The sequence below is a fragment of the Dermacoccus sp. SAI-028 genome (assembly GCF_004346775.1).
Classification (GTDB): Bacteria; Actinomycetota; Actinomycetes; order Actinomycetales; family Dermatophilaceae; genus Dermacoccus; species Dermacoccus nishinomiyaensis.
On sequence record NZ_SMFS01000001.1, the window covers coordinates 2,462,647 to 2,488,899 of the forward strand.

At 70.8% G+C, this 26,253-nt stretch carries 18 protein-coding genes, 1 pseudogene and 1 riboswitch; of the genes and pseudogenes, 9 read left to right on the forward strand and 10 right to left on the reverse strand.

Annotated features, from left to right (window positions below; translation table 11 throughout):
* Positions 1-61: 61 nt before the first annotated feature.
* Positions 62-1,180 (reverse strand): alanine dehydrogenase, encoded by a 1,119-nt coding sequence (gene ald, locus EDC82_RS11185; RefSeq protein ID WP_062257338.1) that lies wholly within the window; start codon positions 1,178-1,180, stop codon positions 62-64.
* A 307-nt stretch (positions 1,181-1,487) separates the two neighbouring features.
* Between ald and EDC82_RS15000 the strand changes: the two are divergent.
* Both EDC82_RS15000 and EDC82_RS11195 read left to right on the forward strand, forming a co-directional pair.
* A pseudogene (locus tag EDC82_RS15000) lies at positions 1,488-1,610 on the forward strand (ABC transporter ATP-binding protein); the annotation flags it as partial.
* Positions 1,611-1,749: 139 nt separating this feature from the next.
* Positions 1,750-2,943, forward strand: a complete 1,194-nt coding sequence (locus tag EDC82_RS11195) for an MFS transporter (RefSeq protein ID WP_074045646.1) — start codon at positions 1,750-1,752, stop codon at positions 2,941-2,943.
* Positions 2,944-2,973: 30 nt separating this feature from the next.
* Here EDC82_RS11195 and EDC82_RS11200 read toward each other — a convergent pair whose 3' ends face one another.
* Positions 2,974-3,549 (reverse strand): hypothetical protein, encoded by a 576-nt coding sequence (locus EDC82_RS11200; protein ID WP_006943240.1) that lies wholly within the window; start codon positions 3,547-3,549, stop codon positions 2,974-2,976.
* 317 nt (positions 3,550-3,866) lie between these two features.
* Here EDC82_RS11200 and EDC82_RS14595 point away from each other — a divergent pair, with 317 nt between their 5' ends.
* Positions 3,867-4,730: a hypothetical protein gene (locus EDC82_RS14595; RefSeq protein WP_006943237.1), complete on the forward strand. Its 864-nt coding sequence runs from the start codon at positions 3,867-3,869 to the stop codon at positions 4,728-4,730.
* A gap of 129 nt (positions 4,731-4,859) precedes the next feature.
* Here EDC82_RS14595 and EDC82_RS11210 read toward each other — a convergent pair whose 3' ends face one another.
* From EDC82_RS11210 to pdxH, 4 genes are all read right to left on the reverse strand, one after another.
* The gene (locus tag EDC82_RS11210) at positions 4,860-6,224 is read right to left on the reverse strand and encodes a C40 family peptidase (RefSeq protein ID WP_131941580.1); all 1,365 of its coding nucleotides are present in this window, start codon (positions 6,222-6,224) and stop codon (positions 4,860-4,862) included.
* Between the two features lie 3 nt (positions 6,225-6,227).
* Positions 6,228-6,440, reverse strand: a riboswitch (cyclic di-AMP (ydaO/yuaA leader).
* 185 nt (positions 6,441-6,625) lie between these two features.
* The gene (locus tag EDC82_RS11215) at positions 6,626-7,333 is read right to left on the reverse strand and encodes a metal-dependent transcriptional regulator (protein WP_040014453.1); all 708 of its coding nucleotides are present in this window, start codon (positions 7,331-7,333) and stop codon (positions 6,626-6,628) included.
* A 412-nt stretch (positions 7,334-7,745) separates the two neighbouring features.
* A complete protein-coding gene (locus EDC82_RS11220) occupies positions 7,746-9,347 on the reverse strand; it encodes a serine hydrolase (protein WP_131941581.1) in 1,602 nt (533 codons plus the stop codon).
* Between the two features lie 230 nt (positions 9,348-9,577).
* On the reverse strand, positions 9,578-10,255 hold the full coding sequence (pdxH, locus tag EDC82_RS11225; RefSeq protein WP_200829300.1) for a pyridoxamine 5'-phosphate oxidase: 678 nt from the start codon (positions 10,253-10,255) through the stop codon (positions 9,578-9,580).
* A gap of 537 nt (positions 10,256-10,792) precedes the next feature.
* Here pdxH and serC point away from each other — a divergent pair.
* The gene (serC, locus tag EDC82_RS11230) at positions 10,793-11,947 is read left to right on the forward strand and encodes a phosphoserine transaminase (protein WP_006944995.1); all 1,155 of its coding nucleotides are present in this window, start codon (positions 10,793-10,795) and stop codon (positions 11,945-11,947) included.
* 42 nt (positions 11,948-11,989) lie between these two features.
* A complete protein-coding gene (gene pepN, locus EDC82_RS11235) occupies positions 11,990-14,563 on the forward strand; it encodes an aminopeptidase N (protein WP_006944989.1) in 2,574 nt (857 codons plus the stop codon).
* 107 nt (positions 14,564-14,670) lie between these two features.
* On the opposite strand, the gene EDC82_RS11240 is transcribed toward pepN, so the two are convergent.
* Together EDC82_RS11240 and EDC82_RS11245 are read right to left on the reverse strand one after the other, a co-directional pair.
* The gene (locus EDC82_RS11240; protein WP_006944996.1) at positions 14,671-15,912 is read right to left on the reverse strand and encodes an MFS transporter; all 1,242 of its coding nucleotides are present in this window, start codon (positions 15,910-15,912) and stop codon (positions 14,671-14,673) included.
* A 94-nt stretch (positions 15,913-16,006) separates the two neighbouring features.
* On the reverse strand, positions 16,007-16,669 hold the full coding sequence (locus tag EDC82_RS11245; RefSeq protein WP_006944997.1) for a hypothetical protein: 663 nt from the start codon (positions 16,667-16,669) through the stop codon (positions 16,007-16,009).
* A 110-nt stretch (positions 16,670-16,779) separates the two neighbouring features.
* On the opposite strand from EDC82_RS11245, the gene EDC82_RS11250 reads away from it, so the two are divergent.
* From EDC82_RS11250 to EDC82_RS11265, 4 genes are all read left to right on the forward strand, one after another.
* Positions 16,780-17,484 (forward strand): response regulator transcription factor, encoded by a 705-nt coding sequence (locus tag EDC82_RS11250; protein ID WP_040014574.1) that lies wholly within the window; start codon positions 16,780-16,782, stop codon positions 17,482-17,484.
* A gap of 107 nt (positions 17,485-17,591) precedes the next feature.
* Positions 17,592-19,055 (forward strand): HAMP domain-containing sensor histidine kinase, encoded by a 1,464-nt coding sequence (locus tag EDC82_RS11255; protein ID WP_131941585.1) that lies wholly within the window; start codon positions 17,592-17,594, stop codon positions 19,053-19,055.
* 94 nt (positions 19,056-19,149) lie between these two features.
* Positions 19,150-20,610: a S1C family serine protease gene (locus EDC82_RS11260; protein WP_235006210.1), complete on the forward strand. Its 1,461-nt coding sequence runs from the start codon at positions 19,150-19,152 to the stop codon at positions 20,608-20,610.
* Between the two features lie 71 nt (positions 20,611-20,681).
* The gene (locus EDC82_RS11265; RefSeq protein ID WP_235006212.1) at positions 20,682-22,796 is read left to right on the forward strand and encodes an AAA family ATPase; all 2,115 of its coding nucleotides are present in this window, start codon (positions 20,682-20,684) and stop codon (positions 22,794-22,796) included.
* 12 nt (positions 22,797-22,808) lie between these two features.
* Here EDC82_RS11265 and EDC82_RS11270 read toward each other — a convergent pair whose 3' ends face one another.
* Positions 22,809-25,352, reverse strand: coding sequence for an ABC transporter permease (locus EDC82_RS11270; protein ID WP_062258780.1), 2,544 nt, complete (start codon positions 25,350-25,352; stop codon positions 22,809-22,811).
* 1 nt (position 25,353) lies between these two features.
* Complete coding sequence (locus EDC82_RS11275) at positions 25,354-26,100, reverse strand: ABC transporter ATP-binding protein (RefSeq protein WP_083803167.1); 747 nt, start codon at positions 26,098-26,100, stop codon at positions 25,354-25,356.
* Positions 26,101-26,253: the final 153 nt, after the last annotated feature.

The window sequence follows — 26,253 nt, forward strand, 5'->3', positions numbered from 1 at the left end:
CACTCGCCCGCGACGCGGTGACCCCGCCCACGTCCACGCTCACGCCCACGCCCGAGCAGCCTCACCCCGCGAGCGCCTCCTCGACACTGACGACCGGCCGGTCGGTCGCCTCGGCGACGGCGGCGTTCGTCAGCTGCCCGGCGTGCGTCGTCAGCCCGCGCCCGAGAGCAGCGTCGCCCTGGCACGCGGCGCGCCATCCGTCGTCAGCGATCTGCAGCGCGTGGCGCAGCGTGACGCCCGCAAGCGCATGGGTCGACGTGTGCGCGACGGCGCCCGGCATGTTCGCGACGCAGTAGAAGATGCTGTCGTGCACCCGGAACGTGGGGTCGGCATGCGTCGTCGGGTGCGAATCCTCGAAGCACCCTCCCTGGTCGATGGCGATGTCGACGAGCACCGAGCCCGGCCGCATCCGCGAGACGAGCTCGTTGCTCACGAGCGTCGGCGCTTTCGCACCGGGCACGAGCACCGCGCCGATGACGAGATCCGCTCGCAGACAGGCGTGCTCGACCTCGTGCGCGTTGCTCATCACCGTCCGCATCCGCCCACCGGTTGCCGTGTCGATCGCCCGCAGCCGTGCGGCATCGAGATCGAGGACGGTGACGTCGGCGCCCATTCCGAGCGCCACACGAGCCGCGTTGAACCCCGACACGCCGCCGCCGAGCACGACGACATCCGCGGGGCGCACCCCCGGCACGCCGCCCATGAGCACGCCGCGCCCGCCGTACGGCTTCATGAGCGCCTGCGCGCCGACCTGCGGGGCGAGGCGCCCGGCGACTTCCGACATCGGTGCGAGCAGCGGCAGCGACCCGTCGTCGAGGCGCACCGTCTCGTAGGCGATCGAGGTGACACCGCGCTCGAGAAGCTCCCCCGTCAGCGTCGGGTCGGCCGCGAGGTGCAGGTAGGTGAACAGCACCTGGCCCTCGCGCATGCGGTGATATTCCTCGGCGACCGGCTCCTTCACCTTGAGGATGAGATCACTGTCGGCCCACACCTCGTCCGCGTCGTCGACGATGACGGCGCCCGCCGCGCGGTAGTCGTCGTCGGTGAGGCTCGAACCGTCCCCGGCGCCGCGCTGCACCCGCACCTCGTGCCCGTGCAGCACGAACTCGTTGACGCCCGCCGGCGTGCACGCCACCCGGAACTCGTTGTTCTTGACCTCGCTCGGAACACCGACCCGCATGATCTTCTCCTCCGACTCCTTCGACGTGACCGTGATCACTTGCCACGCTAGGAGTTCACCGCGCTACGAGCGAGTAGGGACGGGCCGGGCGCCGTCAGAGCCGTCACATCCGCCCGCGATCCCACGCGGGCAGGGGCTGCAATGAAAGCATCGAGGGCATGGATCGGCAGCCGCCCGTCCCCCCGTTCGAGCAGCCACCCACGCCCCCATCCGGCCCGGCGAGCGCGCCCGCCATGCAGGCACCGGCCATTCAGCTGAGCGAGCTGACGAAGAACTTCGGCAGCCACCGCGCCGTCGACGACCTGATGCTCACCGTGCCGCGGACGCGCTCGGCCTCGACGAGGCCGCCGACAAGATCGTCGCCGACTATTCCGCAAACATGACGAAGAAGATCGGCCTCGCCTGCGCGCTCATCCACGCCCCGCGCGTCTGGGCGCGCGGCAGCTCGAGCGGACGCTGCCCGAACTGCTCGCGAAGATCAACACCTGAGCCGTGCGACGCCCTGACGGGCGCGTCCAGGCATGCTCGTGATTGCATGGGTACTCACCGGTAACAACGAAGAGGACCGCATGAAGCACTGGATGCGCCCCGCCCTCGCGATGCTCGCCGTCGCCTGGGGCGGCAACGAGTTCACGCCCCTGCTCGTCATGTACCGCACGCAGCATCACCTGGCGCAGGTGACGGTCAACGTGCTGCTCTTCGCGTACGTCCTCGGCATCATCCCCGCGCTGCTCATCGGTGGGCCGCTCTCCGACCGCTACGGCCGGCGGCGCCTGCTCGTCCCCGCGCCGTACATCGCGATGCTCGCGAGCGCCGTCCTCGCGTTCGCCCACGCCAACGTCACCGTGCTGTTCCTCGGGCGCGTGCTGTCGGGCATCGCGCTGGGTCTCGTCATGGCCGTCGGCTCATCGTGGATCAAGGAGCTGTCGAGCCCGCCGCACGACGACGCGCCCGACGGCACCGGCGCCAAGCGTGCGTCGATGTCGCTGACGGCCGGCTTCGGCCTCGGCGCCGCGTTCGCCGGCCCCCTCGCGCAGTGGGCGCCCTACCCCGACGAGCTGTCGTACCTCGTCAACATCGTCGTGACGGCGATCGCGGCCGTGCTCGTCCTGCGCACGCCGGAGACGGTCGACGCGGCGTCGCGCTCGACGTCGTCGTTGCGTGACGATCTGCGCATCCCCGCCATCGGCCACCGTCGGTTCCTGTTCGTCGTGCTGCCGATCGCCCCGTGGGTCTTCGGCGCCGCCGCGTGTGCGTACGCCGTCCTGCCCGCGCTCATGTCGTCGCACGTCTCGTCGGCGCCGATCGCGTTCTCGGCGCTGCTGTGCGTCGTCGGCCTGACGTGCGGCTTCCTCGTCCAGTCTGTCGGGCGCCGCATCGACTCCCCCGGCACCACCCGAGCGGTGCGCGTGGGGCTCGTCGTCCTCGTCGTCGGCATGCTCGCCGGCGCGCTCGCGAGCCGCGAGCTCAACATCGCCACCGCGATCCTCGGCAGCTTCTGCCTGGGCGCCGGCTACGGCCTCGCGATGGTGAGCGGCCTGCTCGAGATCCAACGTATCGCCGGGCCCCGCGACCTCGCCGGGCTGACGGCCGTGTTCTACGGCGTCACCTATCTCGGCTTCGCCGTCCCCGCGATCATGGCGACGCTCGCGCAGGACGCCGGGTTCAGCTACCCCGCGATGTTCGAGTTCGGCGCGATCATGGCCGCGCTGTGCCTCGCCATCGTCGTCATCGCCGACCGTCGGATGCTTGCGAACGGCTGAACGGCTTGCGGGCGCAGCTCACACGACGATTCACTCGAAGACCGTGAGGAGCACGATCGCGACGACGGCGGCGATGAGGAAGCTGCTGATCGACGAGGCGAGCAACCGCTCCGACGTGCGCTGCGGCACGAGTTCGGGGTGACGCTCGCCGTCGGCCCGGCCCGTGAACGGCGACAGGATGACGGGCGAATCGACCGGAACATAGGCCCGCGCGGCGCCCTCCAACGCGTCGAGGTCGGCGGGCGCGAACATCGAGATGCCCGCGACGAGCAACGGACGATCGCCCCCGTCGAGGAAGACGATGGCGTCCTCGGCCGTCCACCACCGGAAGCGGCGCGGCACGATGCGCGCGGTCTCGTTCCACGCGATGAAGACCTGATCACGCCCACCGGCGAGATACTCGACGCCGTCCTCGTCGACGCGCAGGCGCGTGCGCATGTCACTGAGGAACGAGAAACCGAAATAGGCGACGAAGAAGACGACGACCGCGACGATGTTGCCGACCGACGGGCGAATGGCGAGCACGGGCGCCGCCAGGACGGCGAACAGCACGACCTCACAGGCGTGACGGCGCCAGAACGCCCACGGGCTCGCCTCGATGACCACGGGGCCTAGTCAACCAGACCGCGCCCGCGGCGACGAAGCGGGCGCGGGGGCCGATCGAGCCCCCAAGACTCCACCGACCCCGCCCGCGCATCGCCCAGCATGCACACCCCTGAGCATCGAGCGCGACGCACGGCTGACCGCCGTTCATTCATACAGACGCCCGACATCCTGAGCCGGTTGCACCCCACCGCAGACTTTTTTTCGACCGGGAACTCCTGCTCGGGCCCAGGGCGCTCGCGCGAGCGCCCGCCATGGGAGACAATCCACATGACGCGGGGAGGCACCCTGCGACGAGCGAACCAGGGAGCCACCCGACGATGCACCGCCTCACCCCCAGCACCCACGCCGGCCTTCGTGCCGGCTCTCGTGCCGGCGCAGCCGCCCTGCTCGCCGCGGGAGCCATCGTGCTCGGCGCGCCAGCGGCAACCGCCGACCCCACCGCACCGTTGAGCTCGCCGAGCACCGGCGCGGGCGTGAGCAGCGCCGTGTTCCAGAGCGCCACGTGCAGCGCATCCGGCGGATACTCGGCCCTCGTCACCCTGACGAACGCCGCCCCCGAAACCCAGACGTTCTCATTCACGACCGGCGCCGGAGGCGGCGCGACACCGGCAGCGACGAGTGTCGGCGCCGGTCAGAGCCTCACCGTGCGCGTCAGCACACCCTCGCAGGCCCGTGCCATCTTCGTGACGACGGCCTCCGGCGGCTCCGCTGGCTCGCTGCCCCTCAGCGGCTGCGGTGACGCACCGTCCACATCTTCGACGTCGCTCGCGACCGCTGAGCCGACACGGACACCGCGCCAGAGCACCTCGCCCGCCCCGACGAGCGACGAGCCGACGCTCGCGCCCACGATCGCATCTACGGGCGCATCGAGCCCCGCATCCCCCCTGGCCCCCACGACGCCGATGGCACCGACGACACCGCGCAGCAGTTCGACGAGCGCCACCTCGTCGCCCGAATCGTCTTCGTCTTCGTCCGGGTCGTCTTCGTCTTCGTCGTCGAGTCGTTCCAGTTCGGCGTCGTCGACCAGCACCTCCAGCCCGTCGCTCGCCCCCTCGGACGCGGCATCAGCCGACGAATCCGACTCGAGTTCGACGAGCCCCCTGCTCGTCGCCGGCGGTGTCGGCCTCGCACTGCTCGGCCTGGCGCTCGCCGTCACCGTCATTCGCCGCGACTACCACTGACGCAGGATCGTCACGGCAGACCACCACGACCCCGCTCGAAGCACGCGCCACACGAAGAAGCGCCCTCCCCGTCACGATGACGGGGAGGGCGCTTCTCAGGTGGCCGCGCGGGCCGACCGATCACATCGATCAGAGGCGACCGTAGGTCGAACCCGACAGCACCGGGTACAGGCCGGTGACGGTGCCCGGGTGGCGCGCCTCGTAGACCATGCCGTTGCCGGCGTAGATCGCGACGTGGCCCGGCAGGAAGACGAGGTCGCCGGGGCGCGGGTCGCTGACGGGCGTCGTCATCGCCTTGATGGCGCCCGACTGGTGCGGCAGCTGGATGCCGGCCTTCGCGAAGACCATCGCGACGTAACCGGAGCAGTCGGCACCGGAGGTCGACGATCCGCCGTAGACGTAGGGGATACCCGTCAGGCCCGCGGCGATGGAGACGACTCCGGAGTTCGAACGCGAGGCGGAAGCCGTGTTCGTGGCCTTCTGCGCGCTCGAGGCGTAGGTCGGCGTGGCCGAGTGCGTCGTGGTGGCGTGACGCACCGTCGCGCGGTGCACGGGTGCCTGCTGGTGACGCGGCGTCTGGGCGACCGGGCGAGCCTGGGTGTGCTGCGAAACCGCCTGGCGAGCGTGCGTGCGATGCACGCGCTGGTGCGTCGCGGTGGCGCGCTGGGTGTTCGTCGACTGCGACGCGGCGCGGTGGGTGTTCGTCGACTGCGACGCGGCGCGGTGGGTGTTCGTCGACTGCGACGCGGCGCGGTGGGTGTTCGTCGACTGCGACGCGGCGCGGTGGGTGTTCGTCGACTGCGACGCGGCGCGGTGGGTGTTCGTCGACTGCGACGCGGCGCGGTGGGTGTTCGTCGACTGCGACGCGGCGCGGTGGGTGTTCGTCGACTGCGACGCGGCGCGGTGGGTGTTCGTCGACTGCGACGCGGCGCGGTGGGTGTTCGTCGACTGCGACGCGGCGCGGTGGGTGTTCGTCGACTGCGACGCGGCGCGGTGGGTGTTCGTCGACTGCGACGCGGCGGGCGCGGTGCGCTTCTTGACGACGATCGAGCGACGCTGCGCCGGCTCGGCGATCTTCGCCTTGCGCTCGGCCCTGACGGGCTTCACGGAGGCCGACGTCAGCGCACTGCGGGCCTGCGAGCGCGACACCTGCTTCAGCGCCTGCGACGTCGCGCGCGTCGACTTCTTCGCGGCGGCGGGCTTCGCGGCGGCCTTGGCGGCGGGCTTCGGGGCGGCCTTGGCGGCGGGCTTCGGGGCGGCCTTCGGGGCGACGACGAGCTTCTTGGCCGGCGTGACGGTCTTGAGCTCGAGGGGTGTCGTGGCGGCAGCCGCGGCCTCGTGAACGGCGCCCGACTCAGGGGCCGCACCGGCGCTCTGCGTGATGCCGAGACCAGCGACCAGACCACCGGAGACGGCGACGGTCGTGGTGAGCATGGCCAGGGTGCGCGTCTGCTTCACAGGACGCAGCGGGCCCGGCGTGTTCTTGATGGACAATGTGCAACCTCTCGAACGCCTGTGAGGTGAGCTGTCGGGTTCGGACCTGTTGCTCGGCCCGGCTCTCGGCGCTTCGTGCGTGCGACGCGAGCTTCACCCCGAGTTCTTGATCTGCGCTTCGCGGATCAGGAACGAAGAAGTGGGTCCCCCACCCCTGCCAGGTGGTGTAGCTGACATGACTCGCGCGCCGCAGGCAGGGCTCGGCGTGTTCGGCACGCGAGTGTTCGTTGTCGAACCAGGTAAGACGGTAACGAATCAGTCACGACGACGGTGAATCAGGAACCGGCGAGATAGGCGTCATTTCGGCATCGAGCACCCGTCTCAGGCCCCGTTCGTCGCGCCACCAGCGGAGGTTCAGAATCCGTTACAGAGTGTGCTCGTGATGAACATCACATGCAACCTCAGGCCTGCTGACCCGTCACGGACACGAATACGTGCGAGGCGATGTCCTCGGGCAGCGACACGGCGTCGTCAGGCCGATCGGCGACGGCCGCGTGGACGCGGTCGCCGTCAGCACGCACGTCGAGGGCCACCCCGGGGCTCAGCCCGACGCTCGTCAGCACCGCGAGAGACTCGGCGTCCGCTTGCGCGGGCTCGCCGATGCGGCGCACCACCACGCGCAGCGACTCGCTGCCGGCCACCTCGACGAGCGACTGCACGCCGTCACGGAAACCCTCCGGCGCCTCGCCCCAGCCGAGCTCGTCCAGCCCGGGAATCGGGTTGCCGTACGGGGACAGGCCCTTGTCGACGATGAGCTCGAGGATCTTGCGCTCGACGCGCTCGCTCATGACGTGCTCCCACCGGCACGCCTCGTCGTGGACGTACTCGAGCTCGAGGCCGATGACGTCGACGAGCAACCGCTCCGCGAGGCGATGCTTGCGCATGACGCGAGTCGCGAGCAGGCGCCCCTCGGGTGTCAGTTCGATGCGCCGGGAGTTCGCGACGTGGAGCAGACCGTCGCGCTCCATGCGCGCGACCGTCTGCGACACCGTGGGCCCGGAGTGGCCGAGGCGCTCCGCGATGCGGGCGCGCAACGGGGGGATGCCCTCTTCTTCGAGGTCATAGATGGTGCGCAGATACATCTCGGTGGTGTCGATCAGGTCAGTCACGACGACAAGAGTGCCACCTCCGGCGCCGCCGCGCACGGGTGCTCGCGATACCGGCGTCGGTGGGGCGAGGCTCGGAGCATCAGTCGCGCGAACGGATCGCCTCGAGCGGACCGCCGGAATGAGCAGGCGCGACGGGCAGTGCCTCGGAGGTGTTCGTCAGAGCGATGTTCGTCAAGGGAGCGACGTCGGCAGGGGTGAGGCCGGGCGAGCCGCGAAGGCAAGGGGGCCGAAAGAGAAGAACCCGAGGCGCGCGCTCACGAAGAGCGCTGCGGCCTCGGGGTGAAGCGCAGCCGCCAGGGGGGAGGGAGTGCGGCGCGCTTCGTGACGAGACGCTACACCCGCTCCCCCCATCATTGAAAGTTAAATCGGGAAGCCAGGGCTGTGAAGATGCTGTGAGCTTCGCAACGCGCTGTCAGAGCCATTCGCCGAACGCGGCCGGCTCGCGCGTGAAGCGGTATGTGGCCCAGTTGAGTTGGGTGACGGAACCGTCGGCGTCGCGGGTGATGACGAGCCATTCGCCGCGCTCGCGACCCGCGACGGTGCGGTAGCGGTCTTCGTCGACGCGCTCGAAGACGGCCGGCGCCTTCCACTCGGGCAACCCCTCGACGCGAGCCTTGAGCGTGCCGCCCTCGACGACGAACGTGAACTGCGTCCCCTCCGAGAACCACACCCCGAGCAGCGGGACGAACTCCGGGGGCACGGTGATCCCGGGCGTCCAGGCTGCGGGCAGCTCGGGTTCGCGCTCCTGGACGGCGCTCGCGAGGTCCGTGGCGAGGGCCGCGGGATCGGGGGTGTGCGTCGCGTTCATGAGAGCGACGCCCGTCGTCGCGCTCTCGCGGTGCGTGAAGACGCCGGTGATCGCGCCCGGCCAACCGCCGGTGTGGCCGACCCAGATGCGATCGTCACGGCGCAGCAGCATGAACCCGAGACCCCATGCGGCGCCCCAGCGATCGACGTCGGCGACGATCTGCGGCTGACACATCTCCTCGAGCGTGTCGGCGGAGAGGATCGCGGGGTCGGGGTTCGCGACGAAACCTCCCCAACGCGCCATGTCGCGCACACTCGAGACCATGCCCGCGGCCGGCGCGATGGCGCGCGAGTCGAAGACGGGTTCGTCGACGGGGACGTCGCTGTACGGCGGCACGAAATAGGTGCCCGCAGCATGCGGATCGGTGTCGACGCCGCCCGGGTGGCCGAGAGTTGTCGACGTCATGCCGAGTGGGTCGAGGAGCCGACGCTGCACGCTAGCGAACCAGTCGCCACCGTCGAGACGATTGATCATCTCGCCGAGCAGCGCGTACCCGAGGTTCGAGTAGTGGAAACGCGTGTGAGCGGGCAAGACGCGTTCGCTGTGGGCGAGGCTCGCGAGGAACTCGTCGCGCCCCGGCATGACGAGCGTGTCGAACACGTCGCCGACGGCCTCGCGCTGGATGCCGGAGCTGTGCGACATGAACTGACGCGGCGTCATGCGCGCAAGGGGCGAGTCTGCGGCGATCGTGTCGATGACGTCGCGTGCCGGAGCGTCGATGTCGAGCTTGCCCTCGTCGCGCAGGGCCATGATCGTCACCGCCACGAACGTCTTCGTGTTCGACGCGATCTGGAAGCGCGTGTTCTCGTCGGGCGCAGTCTGCCCGACGCGCTCCGCGCCGACGTTCCGGCCGAGGTGCGCCGCCCCGAAACCGTTGTGCCACAGCAGCGTCCCGCGTCGCGCCACCCCGGCGGCGAGGCCCGGCACGCGACCCGAGCGCTGAGCGTCGAGGGCGATGCGGTCGAGAGCCGTCGTCGTCTCGCGCGACAACCGCGTCGCCGTCGAGGGTTCGACGCGCCCGTCGACCTGAGTGACGCCGGACGTGGCAGCACGATCAGCCTGCACGTCCCGCGCGGCCGACGTCATCGCGGCAGCGTCAGCCTGGGAGTCGAGCGTCGCGGTAGCTCCTTCGTCCTGCGCGTCGAGTGCTGCCAGGGCACGATCGGTCGACGGGTCGTGGGGTGTCGGCGTGGACGAGTCAGTCATACCTCCACGCTAGGTGGTGACGCCGTCCGCTCCGGTTTTGCGGGCCGGCGAAATAACGACAGCAGATTCGCGGGCGCGGGACGCAGCGCCGCCCCGCCTCGCCATGCCGGCGACGCCCCACTCGTATCCATCGGCGATTTTCGTCCACATTCGCGAATCTCGCCCCATCTGCGAACGGCGTCCACCCCGGCGAATCGCGTCCCCATCTGCGATTTGCACACGTCGACGGCTCAGGGCCAGCGACGTTCGATACGCCAGGCTGACGGGTCGTCGAGGTCGCCGTCGCCGACGCGCACGTAGACGAGGCGGTCGTGCAGACGGGAACGGCGCCCCGCCCAGAACTCGATCTCGTCGCAGTTGATGCGGTAGCCGCCCCAGAAGTCGGGCAGGGGGACGTCGTCGGCGCCGCCCGTGTCGGGGTAACGGGCCGTCATCTCGGCGTTGGCGGTCTCGAGCTCGGCGCGGCTCGTCAGCGGCCGCGACTGCTTCGACACCCACGCCCCGACGCGCGAACCATACGGGCGCGAGTCGAAGTAGGCGCGCACGACGTCACGAGGCAGCTCGACGGCGCTACCGGTGAAGCGGATCGCGCGAAACATCAGCGGCCACGTGAGCGCCCCGGCGATCTGGTCGTTCTCGGCGATGTCACGGCCCTTGGCCGATTCGAGACTCGTGTAGAAACCGGGGCCGTCGGCCCCGAGGTAGCGCATGAGGACGGTCCGCACGTGCGGCGCGCCGGCGGCGTCGGCCGTCGCGATGCTGATGGCCTCTGGCTCGGGCACGTCGCCTTGGGCATTCTGGCGTTCGCGTGCCTCGCGCACCCATGCCTCGATCAGCTCGAGCGGCGCCGCGGGCAACTGCGACTCGTCGAGACCTTCACCGTCGTAATCCATGCGCACCTCGGTCATGCCCCCATCTTGCCCGCCCGGGCCGCTGCGCAGGGCGCCGGGGCGCACCCTGCTTCGGGACGAGCGGACAGGCCCGGTTCCGGAGGCGCTCAGCGACGATTCTCGCCGCCTCCGCCGTGACGGTTCTCGAGGCTGCCCGGCGTGGCGCTTGGTTGGCGGTCACACTGACGTTTTCTGCCGGGCGCGTCGGGCAGGTGATGACCTGACGGGTCACAACCTGACGGAGCGTGGGCGCTCGGTCCGCGCACCTCGAGACGAAGGCGGCGTATCGCCTTTGGCACCCTCCCGACGCGTCGACGGGCGCCGCCACCGGTCGCGCACTGGCCCGACATGATCAACACGCCCGGCCAGCCTGTCTGGTCAGGACGAGCACCAGCGGGTGCGCAACCCCGCGCCCGCGCGGGACGGGCCCGCGCGGGACGGCCCCGTCGACTCGCCATTTCGGCCGCGCCCAGCCCACGACCCGCCCTGCGGAAACGGTACCCGCCATGCGAAACGGGCGGCGCGGGCTGCAGCGCCCGTCCTAGAGTCGACAACGTGACTGACGCGAAGAGCAATGACGCGAAGAGCCCCGCCATCGTCATCCCCGACGCTCTCAAGCCGAGCGACGGACGCTTCGGTGCCGGCCCGAGCAAGATCCGCCCCGACGCACTCGCAGCGCTCGCCGCTGCAGGCGAGGGTGCAACTCCGCTGCTCGGCACGTCACACCGTCAGGCGCCGGTGAAGAACCTCGTACGCGAGGTGCAAGAGGGCCTCGCGCAGATGTACGACCTGCCTGACGGCTACGAGACGGTGATGGGTCTCGGCGGGTCGAACGCGTTCTGGGACGTGGCCGCGTTCAGCCTGATCGAACACCGCCAGCAGAACCTCGTCTTCGGCGAGTTCACCGCCAAGTTCGCGACGTCCGCGACGGCGCCGTTCCTCGAGGCGCCCGACATTGTCGAAGCCCCGGCGGGCAGCGTCGCCGAGGCGCAGCCGAAGCCCGGCATCGACACTTACGCGTGGGCGCACAACGAGACGTCGACAGGCGCGATGGCGCCCGTCACGCGCCCGGCAAACACCGACGACGACACGCTCGTCCTCATCGACGGCACGTCCGCCGCGGGCGGCCTGCCCGTCGACCTGACCGAGTGCGACGTCTACTACTTCGCGCCGCAGAAATCGTTCGCGAGCGACGGGGGCCTGTGGTTCGCGTTCATGTCCCCCGCCGCGATCGAGCGGGTCGCGCGCATCAAGGCGTCGGGCCGCTGGATCCCACCGTTCCTCGACCTCGACGCCGCCATCACGAACAGCCGTCAGGCGCAGACGTACAACACGCCGGCGCTCGCGACGTACGTCCTCATGAAGGCGCAACTCGACTGGTTCAACGCGAACGGCGGCCTCGACTTCGCCGTCGAACGTACCCGCGCCTCATCGAAGGCCCTCTACACGTGGGCGGACGCGCACCCGCACGCGACACCGTTCGTCACTGACCCGGCGCACCGCTCCCTCGTCGTCGGCACGATCGACTTCGACGACGCCATCGACGCGGCGGCGATCGCGGCGACGCTGCGCGCTAACGGCATCGTCGACGTCGAGCCCTACCGGAAGCTGGGACGCAATCAGCTGCGCGTCGGCATGTACCCTGCCGTGGAACCCACCGATGTGGCGGCGCTCACCCACTGCATCGACCACGTCATCGAACGGCTCTGACGCCACCGTCACCTCAGGCCGCTCCAACGAAAGGCCCACCGCGTGCCCCTCGCTCACAACCTCACTCGCGAAACCGCCCAGCACCGTTCTCGCACAGTGACATTGAGCGACCAATCCATTCACCTGGATCTGACGGGCGCGCCGACGGAGGCCGCGACGTTCACCTCGACGTCGACACTGCGCCTCACCTGCACCGAAGGTGCGGTGTCGATCGACCTCGTCGCCGATGCCGCCCCATGCGTTCTGCTCGACGGCGTCGAACTCGACGCGAACGCCACGAGCTTCGAGGATTCTCTCGTCACCGTCCGCGGCCTGACGCCGGGGCGCGAGCACGTCGTCACCGTCATCGCCGAGTGCCACTACAGCCACACCGGCGAAGGCCTGCACCGCTTCCGCGACCCGCAGGACGGCGAGACGTACCTGTTCACCCACTTCGAACCGACCGACGCCCGCCGCGTCTTCGCCTGCTTCGACCAGCCCGACCTCAAGACACACTTCGCGATCAGCGTCACCGCCCCGTCGCACTGGCTCGTGCGCAGCAACGGCGCACCCGAGAGCGCCGAACCGGCCGCCGCGAGCGACGAGACGCACGGCAACACCACCACCGACCTCACCCTCACGACGTTCACACCGACGATGCCGCAGTCGACGTACATCGTCTGCGTCATCGCGGGCCCATACGCGCTGGTCGAGGACGAGGCGGTGCTGAGCGACGGACGCCGCGTGCCGCTGTCGATCATGTGCCGCCCGGCGATGCGCGCGAGCCTGCCCAGCGCGGACATGCTGCGCTGGACGAAGGCCGGGCTGCCGTGGTGCGAGCGCAAGTTCGGCTGCAGCTACCCCTGGGGCACCTACGACCAGATCTTCGTGCCCGAGTACAACATCGGCGCGATGGAGAACCCGGGCCTCGTCACGTTCAACGAGAACTACCTCAAGCGCGGCGACGCGACCCGCAGCGAACGCGAAGCGCTCGCCACGACGCTGCTGCACGAGATGGCGCACATGTGGTTCGGCGACCTCGTCACGATGCCGTGGTGGGACGACCTGTGGCTCAAGGAATCGTTCGCCGACTTCATCGGCGCGCAGGCCGCGTCCGAAGTCACCGAGTTCGACGACGCGTGGGCCACGTTCGGGCTGGGCCGCAAGGCGTGGGCGTACTCCGCCGACCAGCTGCCGACGACGCACCCCATCGTCGCCGACATCCCCGACGTCGAAGCCGCGCGCGCCAACTTCGACGGCATCACCTACGCGAAGGGCGCCTCCGTGCTGCGCCAGCTCGTCGCGTACGCCGGTGAGGACGCGTTCTACGAGGGCGCGGCGCTGTACTTCGAACGTCACGCCTTCACGAACGCGACCCTCGACGACTTCCTCGACGCCCTCGGCGAGGCGAGCGGACGCGACATGACGGCGTGGGCGCAGGCCTGGCTGCAGACGTCGGGCCCCGACACGCTCGAGGTGGCCGGCGGCGTCATCACGCGCCGCGGCGACCGCACGCGCCCGCACCGCTTCCACGCCACCGCATTCGACGTCGAGGCGCCCGACGCCTCCGAAGCCGCCGCCTGGCACGCCGCCGGCGACGCGTGGCTCGACCTCGAAGGCGAGAGCGACACGCTCGAGCTGCCGGGCGAACTGCGTGGCGCGGTCGTCCTCGTCGACGACGAGGACTGGACGTACGCGAAGATCGCGCCGAGCACCGAGACGCTCGAGCTGTTCGCGACGCAGCTCTGCCACCTCGCCTCGGCGACGCATCGCGCCACGGCGTGGGGGCAGCTGTGGCAGGCCACGCGTGATGCGCGCCTGCCCGCCGAGACGTTCGTGCGCGCCGGGCTGACCCAGCTCGCGGACGAACCGTCGGCGACGATCGTCGACGGCGCGGGACGGTTCGCGATCGCCGCGATCACGTCCTACCTGCCCGACGCCGCCTCGCGCGCCGACTGGGCGCAGGCGTTCTGGCGTGTCGCGATCGACCGGGCCGACGCATCGACGGGCACCGATCTTCCGGGCGTGTGGCGCCGACTGGCCCTCCTCGTCGCGGCCCTCGCCCCGAGCGTCGACGATGAACTGCGCGCCCTGCTCGACGCGCACACCCCGTTCGAGCCCGACCAGGACGAGCGCTGGAGCGTCCTCACCTCACTCGCGGCGCACACCCGTGACGACGACGCCCGTCGCGACGTCGACGCCCGCCTCGCAGATGAACGCACGCGCGACACGACGCAGCGCGGCGCGGCCCAGGCGCTCGGCGCGACGGCAGCTCTCGGCCTCGACGACACCAAGCAGGCCGCGTGGCAGCGCGTCGACGACGCGTCGCTGACGAACGAGCAGGTCGCCGCGCTCGTCGCCGGGCTCACCCACCCCGCGAGCGTCGAGCTGGCCGGCGCGTACGCCGACAGCTACCTCGATCACCTCGAGACGTGGTGGCGCGAGCGCAGCCAGGTCATCGCCTCACGCCTCGTGCGCGTTCTGTTCGACACCCAGCCGAACACCGAAGCCGCAGAAGCCTGGCTCGCCTCGCATCCCGACGCGCCGGGGGCACTGCGTCGGATCGTCGTCGAGGAGGTCGACCAGCTGCAGCGTCGCCGCCGCGCGCAGGCCGTCAGCGACGGCTCGCGCCCCTGAGCCACATACCCGAAGGGCCGGGCCTCAGTTCGCGAGCTGCGCCACGAGCGGCACGAGCACGAACGCGGCGAGGGCGATGATGACGATGAGTCGGCGGGTCTTCGGGGTCATGTCGCCGATTCTCTCACCGCGAGATGGGTGGGCCGCATCGCGATGACGTCGCGCGCCGCGTAGTGCCGCACCCGCATCAGGGTGAGGCCGGCGACGAGCGTCGCGACGCCGACCGCGACGCTGCCGACCGCGATCGTCGCGCGGGCGCCGAAGGTGTTGCCGATCCACCCGATGAGCGGCGCGCCGACGGGCGTGCCGCCCATGAGGATCGCCATGTAGAGCGCCATGACGCGCCCGCGCAGCTGCGGGTCGACGGAGAGCTGGACGCTCGCGTTCGCCGTCGTCAACGCCGTCAGCGCACACAACCCGACGGGCACGAGGAACGCGCCGAACAGCCACACGTTCGGCGCCATCGCGGCGAGTGCGGAGAACACCGTGAACCCGGCGAGCGCCGCGAGCAGAAGCCGCAGTGACGGCGACTTGCGCCGGGCCGCGAGCAGCGCCGCGGCCAGCGACCCCACCGCCATCACCGACGAGATGATGCCGTAGGCGCGCGCGTCGGCGTGGAAGACGCTCGTCGCCATGAGCGCCGTCGTGATCTGGAAGTTCATGCCGAACGTGCCGAGCATGAACACGAGACCCATGATGAGCTGCAGGTCGCGCCGCCGACTCACGTAGGCGAAACCTTCGCGCACCCCGCCGCGGCCACGCCGTCGGGGCGCCGGCCGTAGTTCGCGCGGATTCATCGCGAGCAGCGCGGCGAGGACGGCGACGAACGACGCCGCGTTGAGCACCATCGCCCAGCCCGTGCCGATGCCCGCGATGAGCAGACCCGCGACGCCGGGGCCGATGAGGCGCGCCGCGTTGAACGACGCCGAGTTGAGACCGACGGCGTTCGTCAGGTGCCCCTCGGGCACGAGTTCGGAGACGAACGCCTGACGCGTCGGGTTGTCGAGGGCCGTCGCGATGCCCTGCACGAGGGCGATGCCGAAGACGCTCGCGAGCGTCGCCGAGCCCGTCAGCAGCAGCCTCGCGAGCACGAGCGACGTCACCGCGAGCGCGCTCTGGCTCAGCATGAGCAGACGCCGCTTGGGGTAGGCGTCCGCGAGGGATCCGGCGAACGGGGCGAGAAGGACGACGGGCGCGAACTGCGTCGCGGTGATCGCGCCGAGCGCGGCGGCGTCGTGGTGCGTCAGTTCGGTGAGGACGACCCAGTCCTGCGTCACGCGCCCGATCCACGTGCCGACGTTCGACACGAGCGCGCCGCTCGCGTAGAGGCGATAGTTGCGGATGGACAACGAGGCGAAGGTGGGGCTCGTGGTGACTCCTCAGGACGACATGGCTGACGGCAGTCTCGTCAACACCTGCCCCGTCCGGAATATTCCTTTTCGATCATTCTTCGGCGCCGGTCGCGCAGCCGTCGAGCACGTCCTCCTCGAGCACGTCGTCCCTGAGCCGCAGCCCGTACGTCGCGAGCGAGAGGTCGGCGAGCTTGCGCGTCGCCTCGGGGTCGTCGTCCTGCCAGGCGCGGGCGACGTCGTCGTCGATGGCGGCGAGCGCACGTGGCGAGGCGCTCGTCAGCGCTTCGAGCGCGAGCAACCGGCGTCCGCCCGGCATGGAACGCAGGCGGGCGAGGCGCCCCGCGGTGACGGCGTAGCGCAGGCGCGTCAGCAGCCACGGCACGAGCGCGAGGACGATCGGCAGCGCCGCCGTCAGGACCCCGAGCAGGACGGCGAAGCGGCCCAGCCCCGTCGCGAGGTCGTGCCCCGAGCCGGCCATGTCCGTCGCCGTGCCGGCGGCCTTGTCGAACGGGGTGCGCACCTCGGAACCGACGAACGGGACCTTCGCGACGGCATTCGCCGCGTCCGTCATGTCGAGCGCCAGGCTGGAGCTGCCGTGCTCGAGCTTCTGCGCGCCGCTCTGCGCCACGAGCGCCCGGTCGTGAACGACGGTGCCCGCCCAGATCGCGAGGACGCACCACAGCGCGAGGGCCACGTCGGCCACGATCTGACGGGTGCGGCGCGAACCGCGATCGGCGTAGAACTTGAGCCCCATGACGTGCCTTCTCTCCATCAGGATCGGGTGCGTGCCGCTGCGTGCCGTCCCATCGTAGGGGACACCTTCTCCAGCCGACTTCCAGCGAACGTCCAGTCGGGCGGGCGAGAATGACAGGCATGAGCACGCCCGAAGCACGCATCCTCATCGTCGAGGACGACACCAACATCCGCGAACTGCTCGCCACGAGCATGAAGTTCGCCGGTTTCGACGTCTCCGTCGCCGGCACCGGCAGCGAAGGGCTCGCCCTCGCCGCGACGCAGGAGTTCGACCTCGCCGTGCTCGACGTCATGCTTCCCGACATGGACGGCTTCGCCGTCACGAGCCGCCTGCGCGAGGGCGGACGCGAACTGCCGATCGTCTTCCTCACCGCGCGCGACTCCGTCGACGACACCGTCAAGGGCCTCACCGTCGGCGGCGACGACTACATCACGAAACCGTTCAGCCTCGAAGAGGTCGTCGCGCGCATCCGCGCCGTCCTTCGCCGCACGAAGGCCGACGACTCGGACGGCCCCACCGTCACCGTCGGCGACCTCGAGCTCGACGACGACAGCCACGAGGTGCGCCGCGCGGGCCGCGTCATCGACGTCTCCCCCACCGAGTTCAAGCTGCTGCGCTACCTCATGCTCAACGCCGGTCGCGTCGTGAGCAAGGCCCAGATCCTCGACCACGTGTGGGACTACGACTTCCGCGGTGAGGCCGGCATCGTCGAGTCGTACATCTCCTACCTGCGCCGCAAGATCGACGTCGACGGTCTCGAACCGCTCATCCACACCAAACGCGGCGTCGGATACGTGTTGCGCGAACCGCGCTGACGTAGGCGATCCCCCTGGTCTCCCCCGACGGCTACACGCTGCGCCAGCAGTACCTGCGACTGCGGCGCGGCGTCCACCGCTGGCCGCTGCGCGCCCGCATCGTCGCCGTGCTCGCCGGCCTGCTCGGCGCAGCGATGTTCGTCGTCGGCACTGCCGGGTCCTGGCAGCTGCAGAGCTACCTCGTCCAACGAGAGGACGCCGACCTCGTCGCCGCCGCGCCCACCCTCGTCGCCTCGACGATCCAGCAACAGGCCGAGCACGCGCGCGTGACGAGCGCCGTGCCCGTCAACGTGTACGCCGTCCGCATCGTCGGCGCGCAGGAGACGAACGACTTCGTCCCCGCCACGGGGCCCCGCCCCGACTTCCCCGACGTGACGAAGGCCAGCGCCATCGCGCACGGCGGGCACCCCTACACCGTCCATTCGCAGGGCGAGAGCACCGTGTCGTGGCGCGTCGTCGAAGGCATCGACGAGACCACCGGCGAGCCGTACGCCGTCGCCGTCAGCATGGCGAACGTCGACACCGTCGTGCGACGCATGCAGGTGCTCACCATCGGCGTCAGCGCAATCGCACTGCTGTTCGCGACGCTCGCGGCGCTGTGGGCGGTGCGGCGGGCGATGCGACCACTACGAGCCATCGAGGACACCGCCGCCGCCATCGCCGCGGGCGACCTGACACGCCGCGTCCCCAACCCCGACTCCGCCGACGAGATGGAGAGCCTTGCGCGCTCGCTCAACGTCATGCTCAGCCAGGTCGAACGCTCGATGGAGATCAAGGACCGCAGCGAGGAGAGCATGCGCTCCTTCGTCGCAGACGCCTCGCACGAGCTGCGCACTCCCCTCGCCACCGTCCGCGGCTACGCCGAGCTGTACCGTCAGGGCGCGGTGAGCGACCCCGACGACGTCGCCGCCGCCTTCCGCCGCATCGAGGACGAGGCGAAACGCATGAGCGCCATGGTCGACGACCTGCTCCTGCTCTCTCGCCTCGAGACGGAGCAGCGCGCCGCGACGATCGGGGCCACCGCGCCCGGCACGCCGCGACGCCACCACGACGTCGACCTCACCGTCATCGCCGCGGACGCCGTGAGCGACGCAGAGGCCCGCGGGGACGGCGAGCGCCGCTTCGCACTGCACGGGCTCGGCGGCGGCCTGGGCCCCGTCATCATCAGCGCAGACGAGCAGCGCCTGCGCCAGGTGATGACGAACCTCGTGAGCAACGCCGAACGCTACGCTCCGGGCACCGAACCCATCGAGGTCGGCGTCGGTGCGGTCGACGGGCGCGCCGTCGTCGAGGTCGCCGACCACGGCCCCGGCATCCCCGCCGACATGCGTGGCCGCATCTTCGAACGCTTCTACCGTGCCGACGTCGCCCGCAACCGCGCGAGCGGCAGCACCGGCCTCGGCCTGTCGATCGTCGCCGCGATCGTCGCCGCCCACGACGGTGAGGTGAACGTGCGCGAAACCCCCGGCGGGGGCGCGACGTTCGTCGTCAGTCTGCCGCTCGCCGCGCCGGATTCACAGGCGCAGCACAGCTCGCATCACGTTGCCGACGAGACTGATGACGTCGAATAGCCTCGACTGACTACTCTCGTGACCCGAGAGGCCCCCTCAGCGCATCGACCGACGCAGCCCGCGTCAGCGCCGATCCGAGACCAGGAGCAGTGCCATGACCGAGACGCCCGACAGCGCCCCGAACCCCGACGAGCGACCGGACGGCGCCCGCCGTCACCAGCTGCCGGGCCAGGCTCCACGCCCTGACGACACGCAGGTGATCCGCTCCGAACCGGCCCGCCTCGACGCCCCGCCCGCCGGTGCGATGCCGGCGTCCGCCCCCGCGCCGACGTCCGGGCCTCAGCCCGGTTATCAACAGCCCTGGGCACAGCCGGGGTACGGGCAGCCGAGCCACGCGCAGCCTGTCCAGCAACAGCCGGGATACGAGCAGCCGGGCGCGGCGTACGGCGTCGGCTCGCAGCCTGCCGGTGGCGGGCGTTCGGGACGCGGCGGGCGCGGTCTCGCGCAGATCGGTGCGGCCTCGCTCCTCGCGGCGGCCCTCGCATCAGCCGGGACGTACGCCGTCGTCCAGCGCGACGACACCGGCGCCGTCTCGGGCGGCGGCAACTCGACGGTCATCAAGGCCGATCCGGCCGACTTCGCCGACGCCGGCGCGATCAACTGGTCGGCGACGGCCGCGAAGGTCAACCCGAGCGTCGTCTCGATCGACGTCAGCTCCGGCTCCAGCGGCGGCGAGGGCTCCGGCGTCGTGCTCGACAAGAGCGGCAACATCGTGACGAACAACCACGTCGTCAGCGGCGCCGGGTCGAACGCGACCGTCACCGTCACGCTCAACAACAACCGCACCTACCCAGCGAGCGTCGTCGGCACCGACCCGTCCACCGACCTCGCCGTCATCCGCATCAAGGACGTCCCGGACCTGCACCCCGTCGAGATGGCCGACGACAGCAAGCTCGTCGTCGGTCAGCCCGTCATGGCTGTCGGCAACCCCCTCGGCCTCGCCGGCACCGTGACGACGGGCATCGTCTCCGCCCTCGACCGGCCGGTGACGACGAGCGAGAGCGACTCCGACAGCTCCTCGACGTCGACCTCGACCGTCGTGACGAACGCGATCCAGACGAGCGCCGCGATCAACCCGGGCAACTCGGGTGGCGCGCTCGTCAACGGCAGCGGCAAGCTGATCGGCATCAACTCCTCGATCGCGTCGCTGTCGAACGGCGCCTCGGGCGGCCAGAGCGGCAACATCGGCATCGGCTTCGCCATCCCGAGCAACGTCGTGAAGAACATCTCGGGCCAGCTCATCGCCAAGGGCAAGGCCGAGCACGCGCTGCTCGGCATCGGCACGTCGCCGACGGAGGTCAAGAGCGGCAACGCGACGCTGACGGCGGCGAAGGTCGCGTCCGTCGCCCCCGGCAGCGGCGCCGCCAAGGCGGGGCTGCGCAAGGACGACGCGATCACCGCGATCGACGGCGAACCCGTCACCTCGCCCAACGCGCTCGTCGGTCAGGTGCGCTCGCGTACCGTCGGCAGCGCCGTCAAGCTGACGATCATCCGCGACGGTCGCCAGCAGGAGGTCTCGGTGACGCTGGGAGCTCAGTCCGACGTCAAGAATTGAGCGCTCCCCGCAACGGGTGCCAGGCGTAGAGTGAGGGATTCTGCCTCCACTGCCCCCGAAGGTGGTTCGCCTTGCCCGCTCCCGTGCTCGAGCCTGCGCTCGACCCCGTCCTCGACCACGAACGCGCGCACCTCGCCGCCGCACGCGCCCAACTCGCGCGCATGCGCGATTCGGCCGCCTCGCTCGACGCGTCGCGGGCCAGCGACGCCGTCAGCGGCGAGGCGCTCGGGGCGACGCTCGCCCGCCGCGTCGCGGCGCTGACCGACGACCCGTCGACGACGCTCTTCTTCGGCCGCATCGACTGGCGCGACCCGGCCGCGGGTGACGCCGCGCGCCTCGAGGAGCTCTACGTCGGGCGCCGCCACGTCTCCGACGAGGCGGGCGACCCGCTCGTCATCGACTGGCGGGCGCCCGTGTCGACGGCGTTCTACCGCGCCTCCCCTGCCGAACCGATGGGCGTGTCGCTGCGGCGGCGCTTCGGCGTCGAACGCGGCGAGCTGACGGCGTACGAGGACGAGCGTCTCGATGCTCCTGGGGGCACCGACGAGTCGGGCGCCGACGATCGGGCGGGCAGCGACATCCTCGCCGCCGAGATCGAACGCCCCCGCTCGGGCCCGATGCGCGACATCGTCTCGACGATCCAGCCCGAGCAGGATGCGCTCGTGCGCGCCGACGTCGCGACCACCGTCTGCATCCAGGGCGCGCCCGGCACCGGCAAGACGGCTGTCGGCCTGCACCGCGCGGCGTGGCTGCTGTACTCGTTCCGCGCCCGCCTCGATCGCGCCGGCGTCCTCGTCGTCGGCCCGAACGCGGCGTTCCTCGACCACATCTCCGCGGTGCTGCCGTCGCTCGGCGAGGCGCGCGTCGCCCACGCGACGATCGAGACGCTCCTCGACGGCAGCTACCGCGACGACACCCCGAAGAACCGACGCTGGCTCGTGCGCGGCGCGGACGAGGCGCAGGTCGCCGTCCTCAAGGGCGCTGCGCGGTGGGCCGGCATCATCCACCGCGCGGTGTGGGCCCACGTCGGGCACCCCGACGAGGCGCTCGTCGTCCCCCGTGGCGCGCGACGCTGGCGGGTGCCCGCGTACGAGGTGGCCGAGATCGTCGCCGAACTCCGTTCGCGCGGCGTGCGATACGAGGCCGCGCGGGCGATGATGGCGCAGCGCCTCGCGCACAGCGTCATGCTGCAGCTCGAGGCCGCGGGCGACTCCCCCGACGATCGCGTCCAGGATTCCATCGCCCGCAGCGCGTCGGTGAAGGCGTACGTCAAGGCCCTGTGGCCGCAGCTCGACGCCGCCGGCGTCGTCCACCGCCTCCTGTCGGACGCCGACTTCCTCCACGAGTGCGCCGACGGCGACCTCGACCCGCACGAGGAGGCGAGCGCGGTGTGGGAGAAGCCGCCGCGCACCAAGGGGTCCGCGAAGTGGTCACCGGCCGACCTCGCGCTGCTCGACGAGGCCGCCGACTGCATCGAACGCACGACGAGCCTCGGGCACGTCATCGTCGACGAGGCGCAGGATCTGTCGGCGATGCAGCTGCGCGGCGTCGGGCGCCGCTGCTCGACGGGCTCGGCGACGGTGCTCGGTGACGTCGCGCAGGCGACGACGCCGTGGGCACCGGGGTCATGGACTGCGACGATGTCACACCTCGGCAAGAGCGACTTCCACCTCGAGGAGCTGCTGCAGGGCTTTCGCGTGCCCGCTGCCGTCATCGAATACGCCTCACAGCTGCTGCCCGTCATCGCGCCCGGCCTCGCCGCACCGCAGTCGGTGCGCAGCAACCGCGGCGAACTCGACCTCGTCGAGACTGGCCCCGACGCGCTCGCGGCCGCCGTCACGGATGCGGTGCGCCATGCGACGACGACGCCCGGGTCGGTCGGCGTCATCGCCGTCCCCGGCGCGCTCGACGACATCGCGGAGGCGCTGGCACACGCCGGCATCGGCTTCGGGCGCCTCGGCGCGGATCACGGTGACGACGCCGACCATCAGGTCGAGCTCGTGCCCGCGCAGGTCGCGAAGGGCCTCGAGTTCGACCGCGTCATCGTCGTCGAACCCGCCGACATCGCGGACGCCGAACCCGATGAGGCGACCGGCCTGCGGCGTCTCTACGTCGTGCTGACGCGCGCCGTCAGCGCCCTGAGTGTCGTCCACGCGCGCCCGATCCCGGCGCCGCTGACGTCGTGAGAGCGCACCCGGTCACGGCGCGCTGATCGCGGCGAGAACGTTGAGTTTCGCGGCGCGCCGCGCCGGCCACCAGGCGGCGAGGACGCCGACGAGGGCGGCGAGCAGGAGGAAGAGCGCGAGCCGCAGCCACGGGATGACGAGCACGTCGACGCCCGAGTTCGCCTGCGTGCGCTGGAACAACACCCCGAAGATCGTGCCGAGCACGACACCGATGACGGCGCCGACGAGCGAGATCGTCACCGCCTCGAGGCGCACCATGGAGCGCAACTGCGAGCGGGCGAGGCCGACGGCGCGCAGCAGGCCGATCTCGCGGGTGCGTTCGATGACGGACAGCGCGAGCGTGTTGATGATGCCGAGCACCGCGATGACGATGGCGAGACCGAGCAGGCCGTAGATGAGCACGAGCATCGTGTCGATCGGGGCTCGCTGCTCGGCGGCGTAGCCGGCCTGATCCTTGACCGTGACGGTCGGCAGATCGGCGACGACCGAGTCGAGCCCCTTCTTGACGTTCGCCGCATCCGCGCCGGGTCGGCGCAGCACGTAGAGGGTGTTGTCCTTCGTCGAGCCGCCCACCGCCTCGAACGTCGGCATGCTGACGACGTAGTCCGCCGCGCGCGGGCTCGCGTCACGGTCGAAGATGCCGATGACGGTGAGGCGCTTGACGTTCGCTCTGCCGATCGTCAGGCGCGTCACGTCTCCGACCGTGATGCCGTACGCCTTCGCCTTCTCCGACGAGATGAGCACGGAGCGATCGTCGAGGGCGTCCTTGCCGGAGTCGAGTTCGACGGGTGCGACCTGACGGAACGTGGCGGCGTCGACGCCTTCGATCGTCGCGGGCGCATCGTTGAACGTGCCGTCACCGAGACGCAGGCGCGAGACGGTCTGTACGCCGTCGACGCTGCGCATCCGCGTCGCGATGGAGGCGGAGATCGGCTCGGAGAACTGCCCGCTGACGACGTAGTCGCCGCGGAAGTTCTTCGCGATGAGCGCATCGACGCTGCCCGAGGCGGACGCGCCGAACACCGTCATCATCGACACGAGCGCCATGCCGATCATGAGGGCCGACGCGGTCGCCGCGGTGCGGCGCGGGTTGCGCAGGCTGTTCTCGGCCGCGAGCTGTGCGACGATTCCCGAGCGCGGGCGCGCCACGGCGGCGATCGCACGCACGACGGGACGCGCGAGCACCGGCGTCGCCGAGATCGTGCCGAACAGCATGAGCACCATGCCTGCGACGAACACCCAGATCGAGGTGTCGGCCGCGAGCTTCCAGGCGGCCAGGGCTGCACCGACGACGAAGACGAGGGCGCCGACGACGGCGCGGCGGCGCACCGTCTGCTCGGGTTCGACCTGGTCGTCGCGCATCGCCGCGATCGGTGAGATGCGCGAGGCTCGCCGCGCCGGCAGCCAGGCGGCGAGCGCCGTCACGCCGAGCCCGACGAGCAGCGACACCGCCACTGTGCGCGGTTCGAGGACGAGCCCACCGGTGTCGATGTCGGCGCCCAGCGCTGAGAGCAGCGCCGAGATGCCCTTCGCAAGCAGCACGCCGACCCCGATGCCGACGAGTGAACCCACGAGGCCGACGACGAGCGCTTCGACGAGCACGCTGGCGAGGACCTGGCGTGACGACGCGCCGAGTGCCCGCAGGAGCGCGAGTTCGCGGCTGCGTTGCGCGACGAGGATGCCGAAGGTGTTGACGATGAGGAACGAGCCGACGAGCAGCGCGACGCCCGCGAACACGAGCAGGAACGTCGTGATGAACGACAGCGCCTTCTTGATGCCGCTCGCGGCCTCGTCGGAGGCCTGCTTGCCGGTGACCGCCTCGAAACCCTTCGGCACGAACGGTTTGATCTGCTCGACGACGGTGCTCTGCGACACCCCGGGGCGCGCCTGGACCCACAACGAGGTGTAGGCGTCCTTGCCGTCGAGGAACAACTGCTGCGCAGTCTTCGTGTCGACGACCGCGAGCGTCGAGCCCACCATCGAGCCGTTCGCGTAGCTCGCGTACCCGACGAGCCGGCCGGACCAGCGCGGCGTCTGGCCCGAAGTCAGGATGCTGACGGTGTCGCCCAGGTGGTAGCCGCCGCGTTCGGCTGTCTTCGCATCGAGCGCGATCTCCCTCGCCGACGTCGGTGCCCGCCCCTGCGTGATGTGCAGCCCGGGCACGCCGTCGGCGGCGCGTGCGTCGTGGTAGTTCACCCCGAACGCGGGCGCCCCCTGGCCGCCGATGACCTTGCCGTTCTTCGCGAGGACGGTGGCGCTCATCGACGAGACGACGCCGTCGACCTGCGCGACGCCCTTGGCCGAGCGCGCCTTGGCGAGGACGTCGGGGCCGATCGTGCGCGTGTCGCCGCCGCGCGAGTGCTGCGAGGCGTCCTGGGTGGCACGCACGGTGGCGTCGCCGACGGTGCCGTTCATGATGCCGCTGAACGCGCGGTTGAGGGAGTCGGTGAACATGAGCGAGCCGGCGACGAACGCGACGCCGAGCACGATCGCGAACGTGCTCATGAGCAGGCGCAGCTTGCGCGCCCAGACGGCCTTGAGCGAGGTGGTGAGCACGTCAGCGCCTCGCGGCGGCGTCGAACGCCTTCATGCGATCGAGGACGCGCTCGGACGTCGGCTCACGCATCTCGTCGACGACGCGTCCGTCCGCGAGGAAGACGACGCGGTCGGTGAAGCCCGCGGCGACGGGGTCGTGCGTCACCATGACGATGGTCTGGCCGAGTCGGTCGACGCTGCGGCGCAGGAACGACAGCACCTCTTCGCCCGAGCGGGAGTCGAGGTTGCCGGTCGGTTCGTCCGCGAAGATGATGTCGGGCTGCGTGACGAGCGCCCGCGCGCACGCGACGCGCTGCTGCTGGCCGCCGGACAGCTGGCTCGGACGGTGCCCGAGCCGTTCGCGCAGGCCGACGGCGTCGATGACGTCGTCGAACAGCTCTTGATCGACCTTTCTGCCCGCGATCGAGGCGGGCAGCATGATGTTCTCGCGCGCCGTCAGCGTCGGCACGAGGTTGAACGATTGGAAGATGAAGCCGATGTGGTCGCGCCGCAGGCGCGTGAGGCGCTTGTCGTCGAGGGAGCTGACCTCGATGTCACCGATGAAAACCCGCCCCGACGACGGCGTCTCCAGCGCCGCGAGGCAGTGCATGAGCGTCGACTTGCCCGAGCCGCTCGGGCCCATGACGGCGGTGAACTCCCCTTCGAACAGCTCGAGGCTCACCCCGTCGAGGGCGAGCACCCGTGCGTCACCCTCGCCGTAGGCCATCGTCAGGCCGTCGGCCTCGGCTGCCACCACACGCTTCGTCATGATGCCAAGGTAGCTGTCCACTCCGACAACCGTCCCCCGGGCCGCGAGACAGGCTCGTTCATCCACAGCTGTGACGGCTGCGTGGCTCTGTGGACGGCCCGAAGCACGGGTGGGCGCCGTCGGCCTACCGTCGGAGGCAAGCGCCACGGGAGC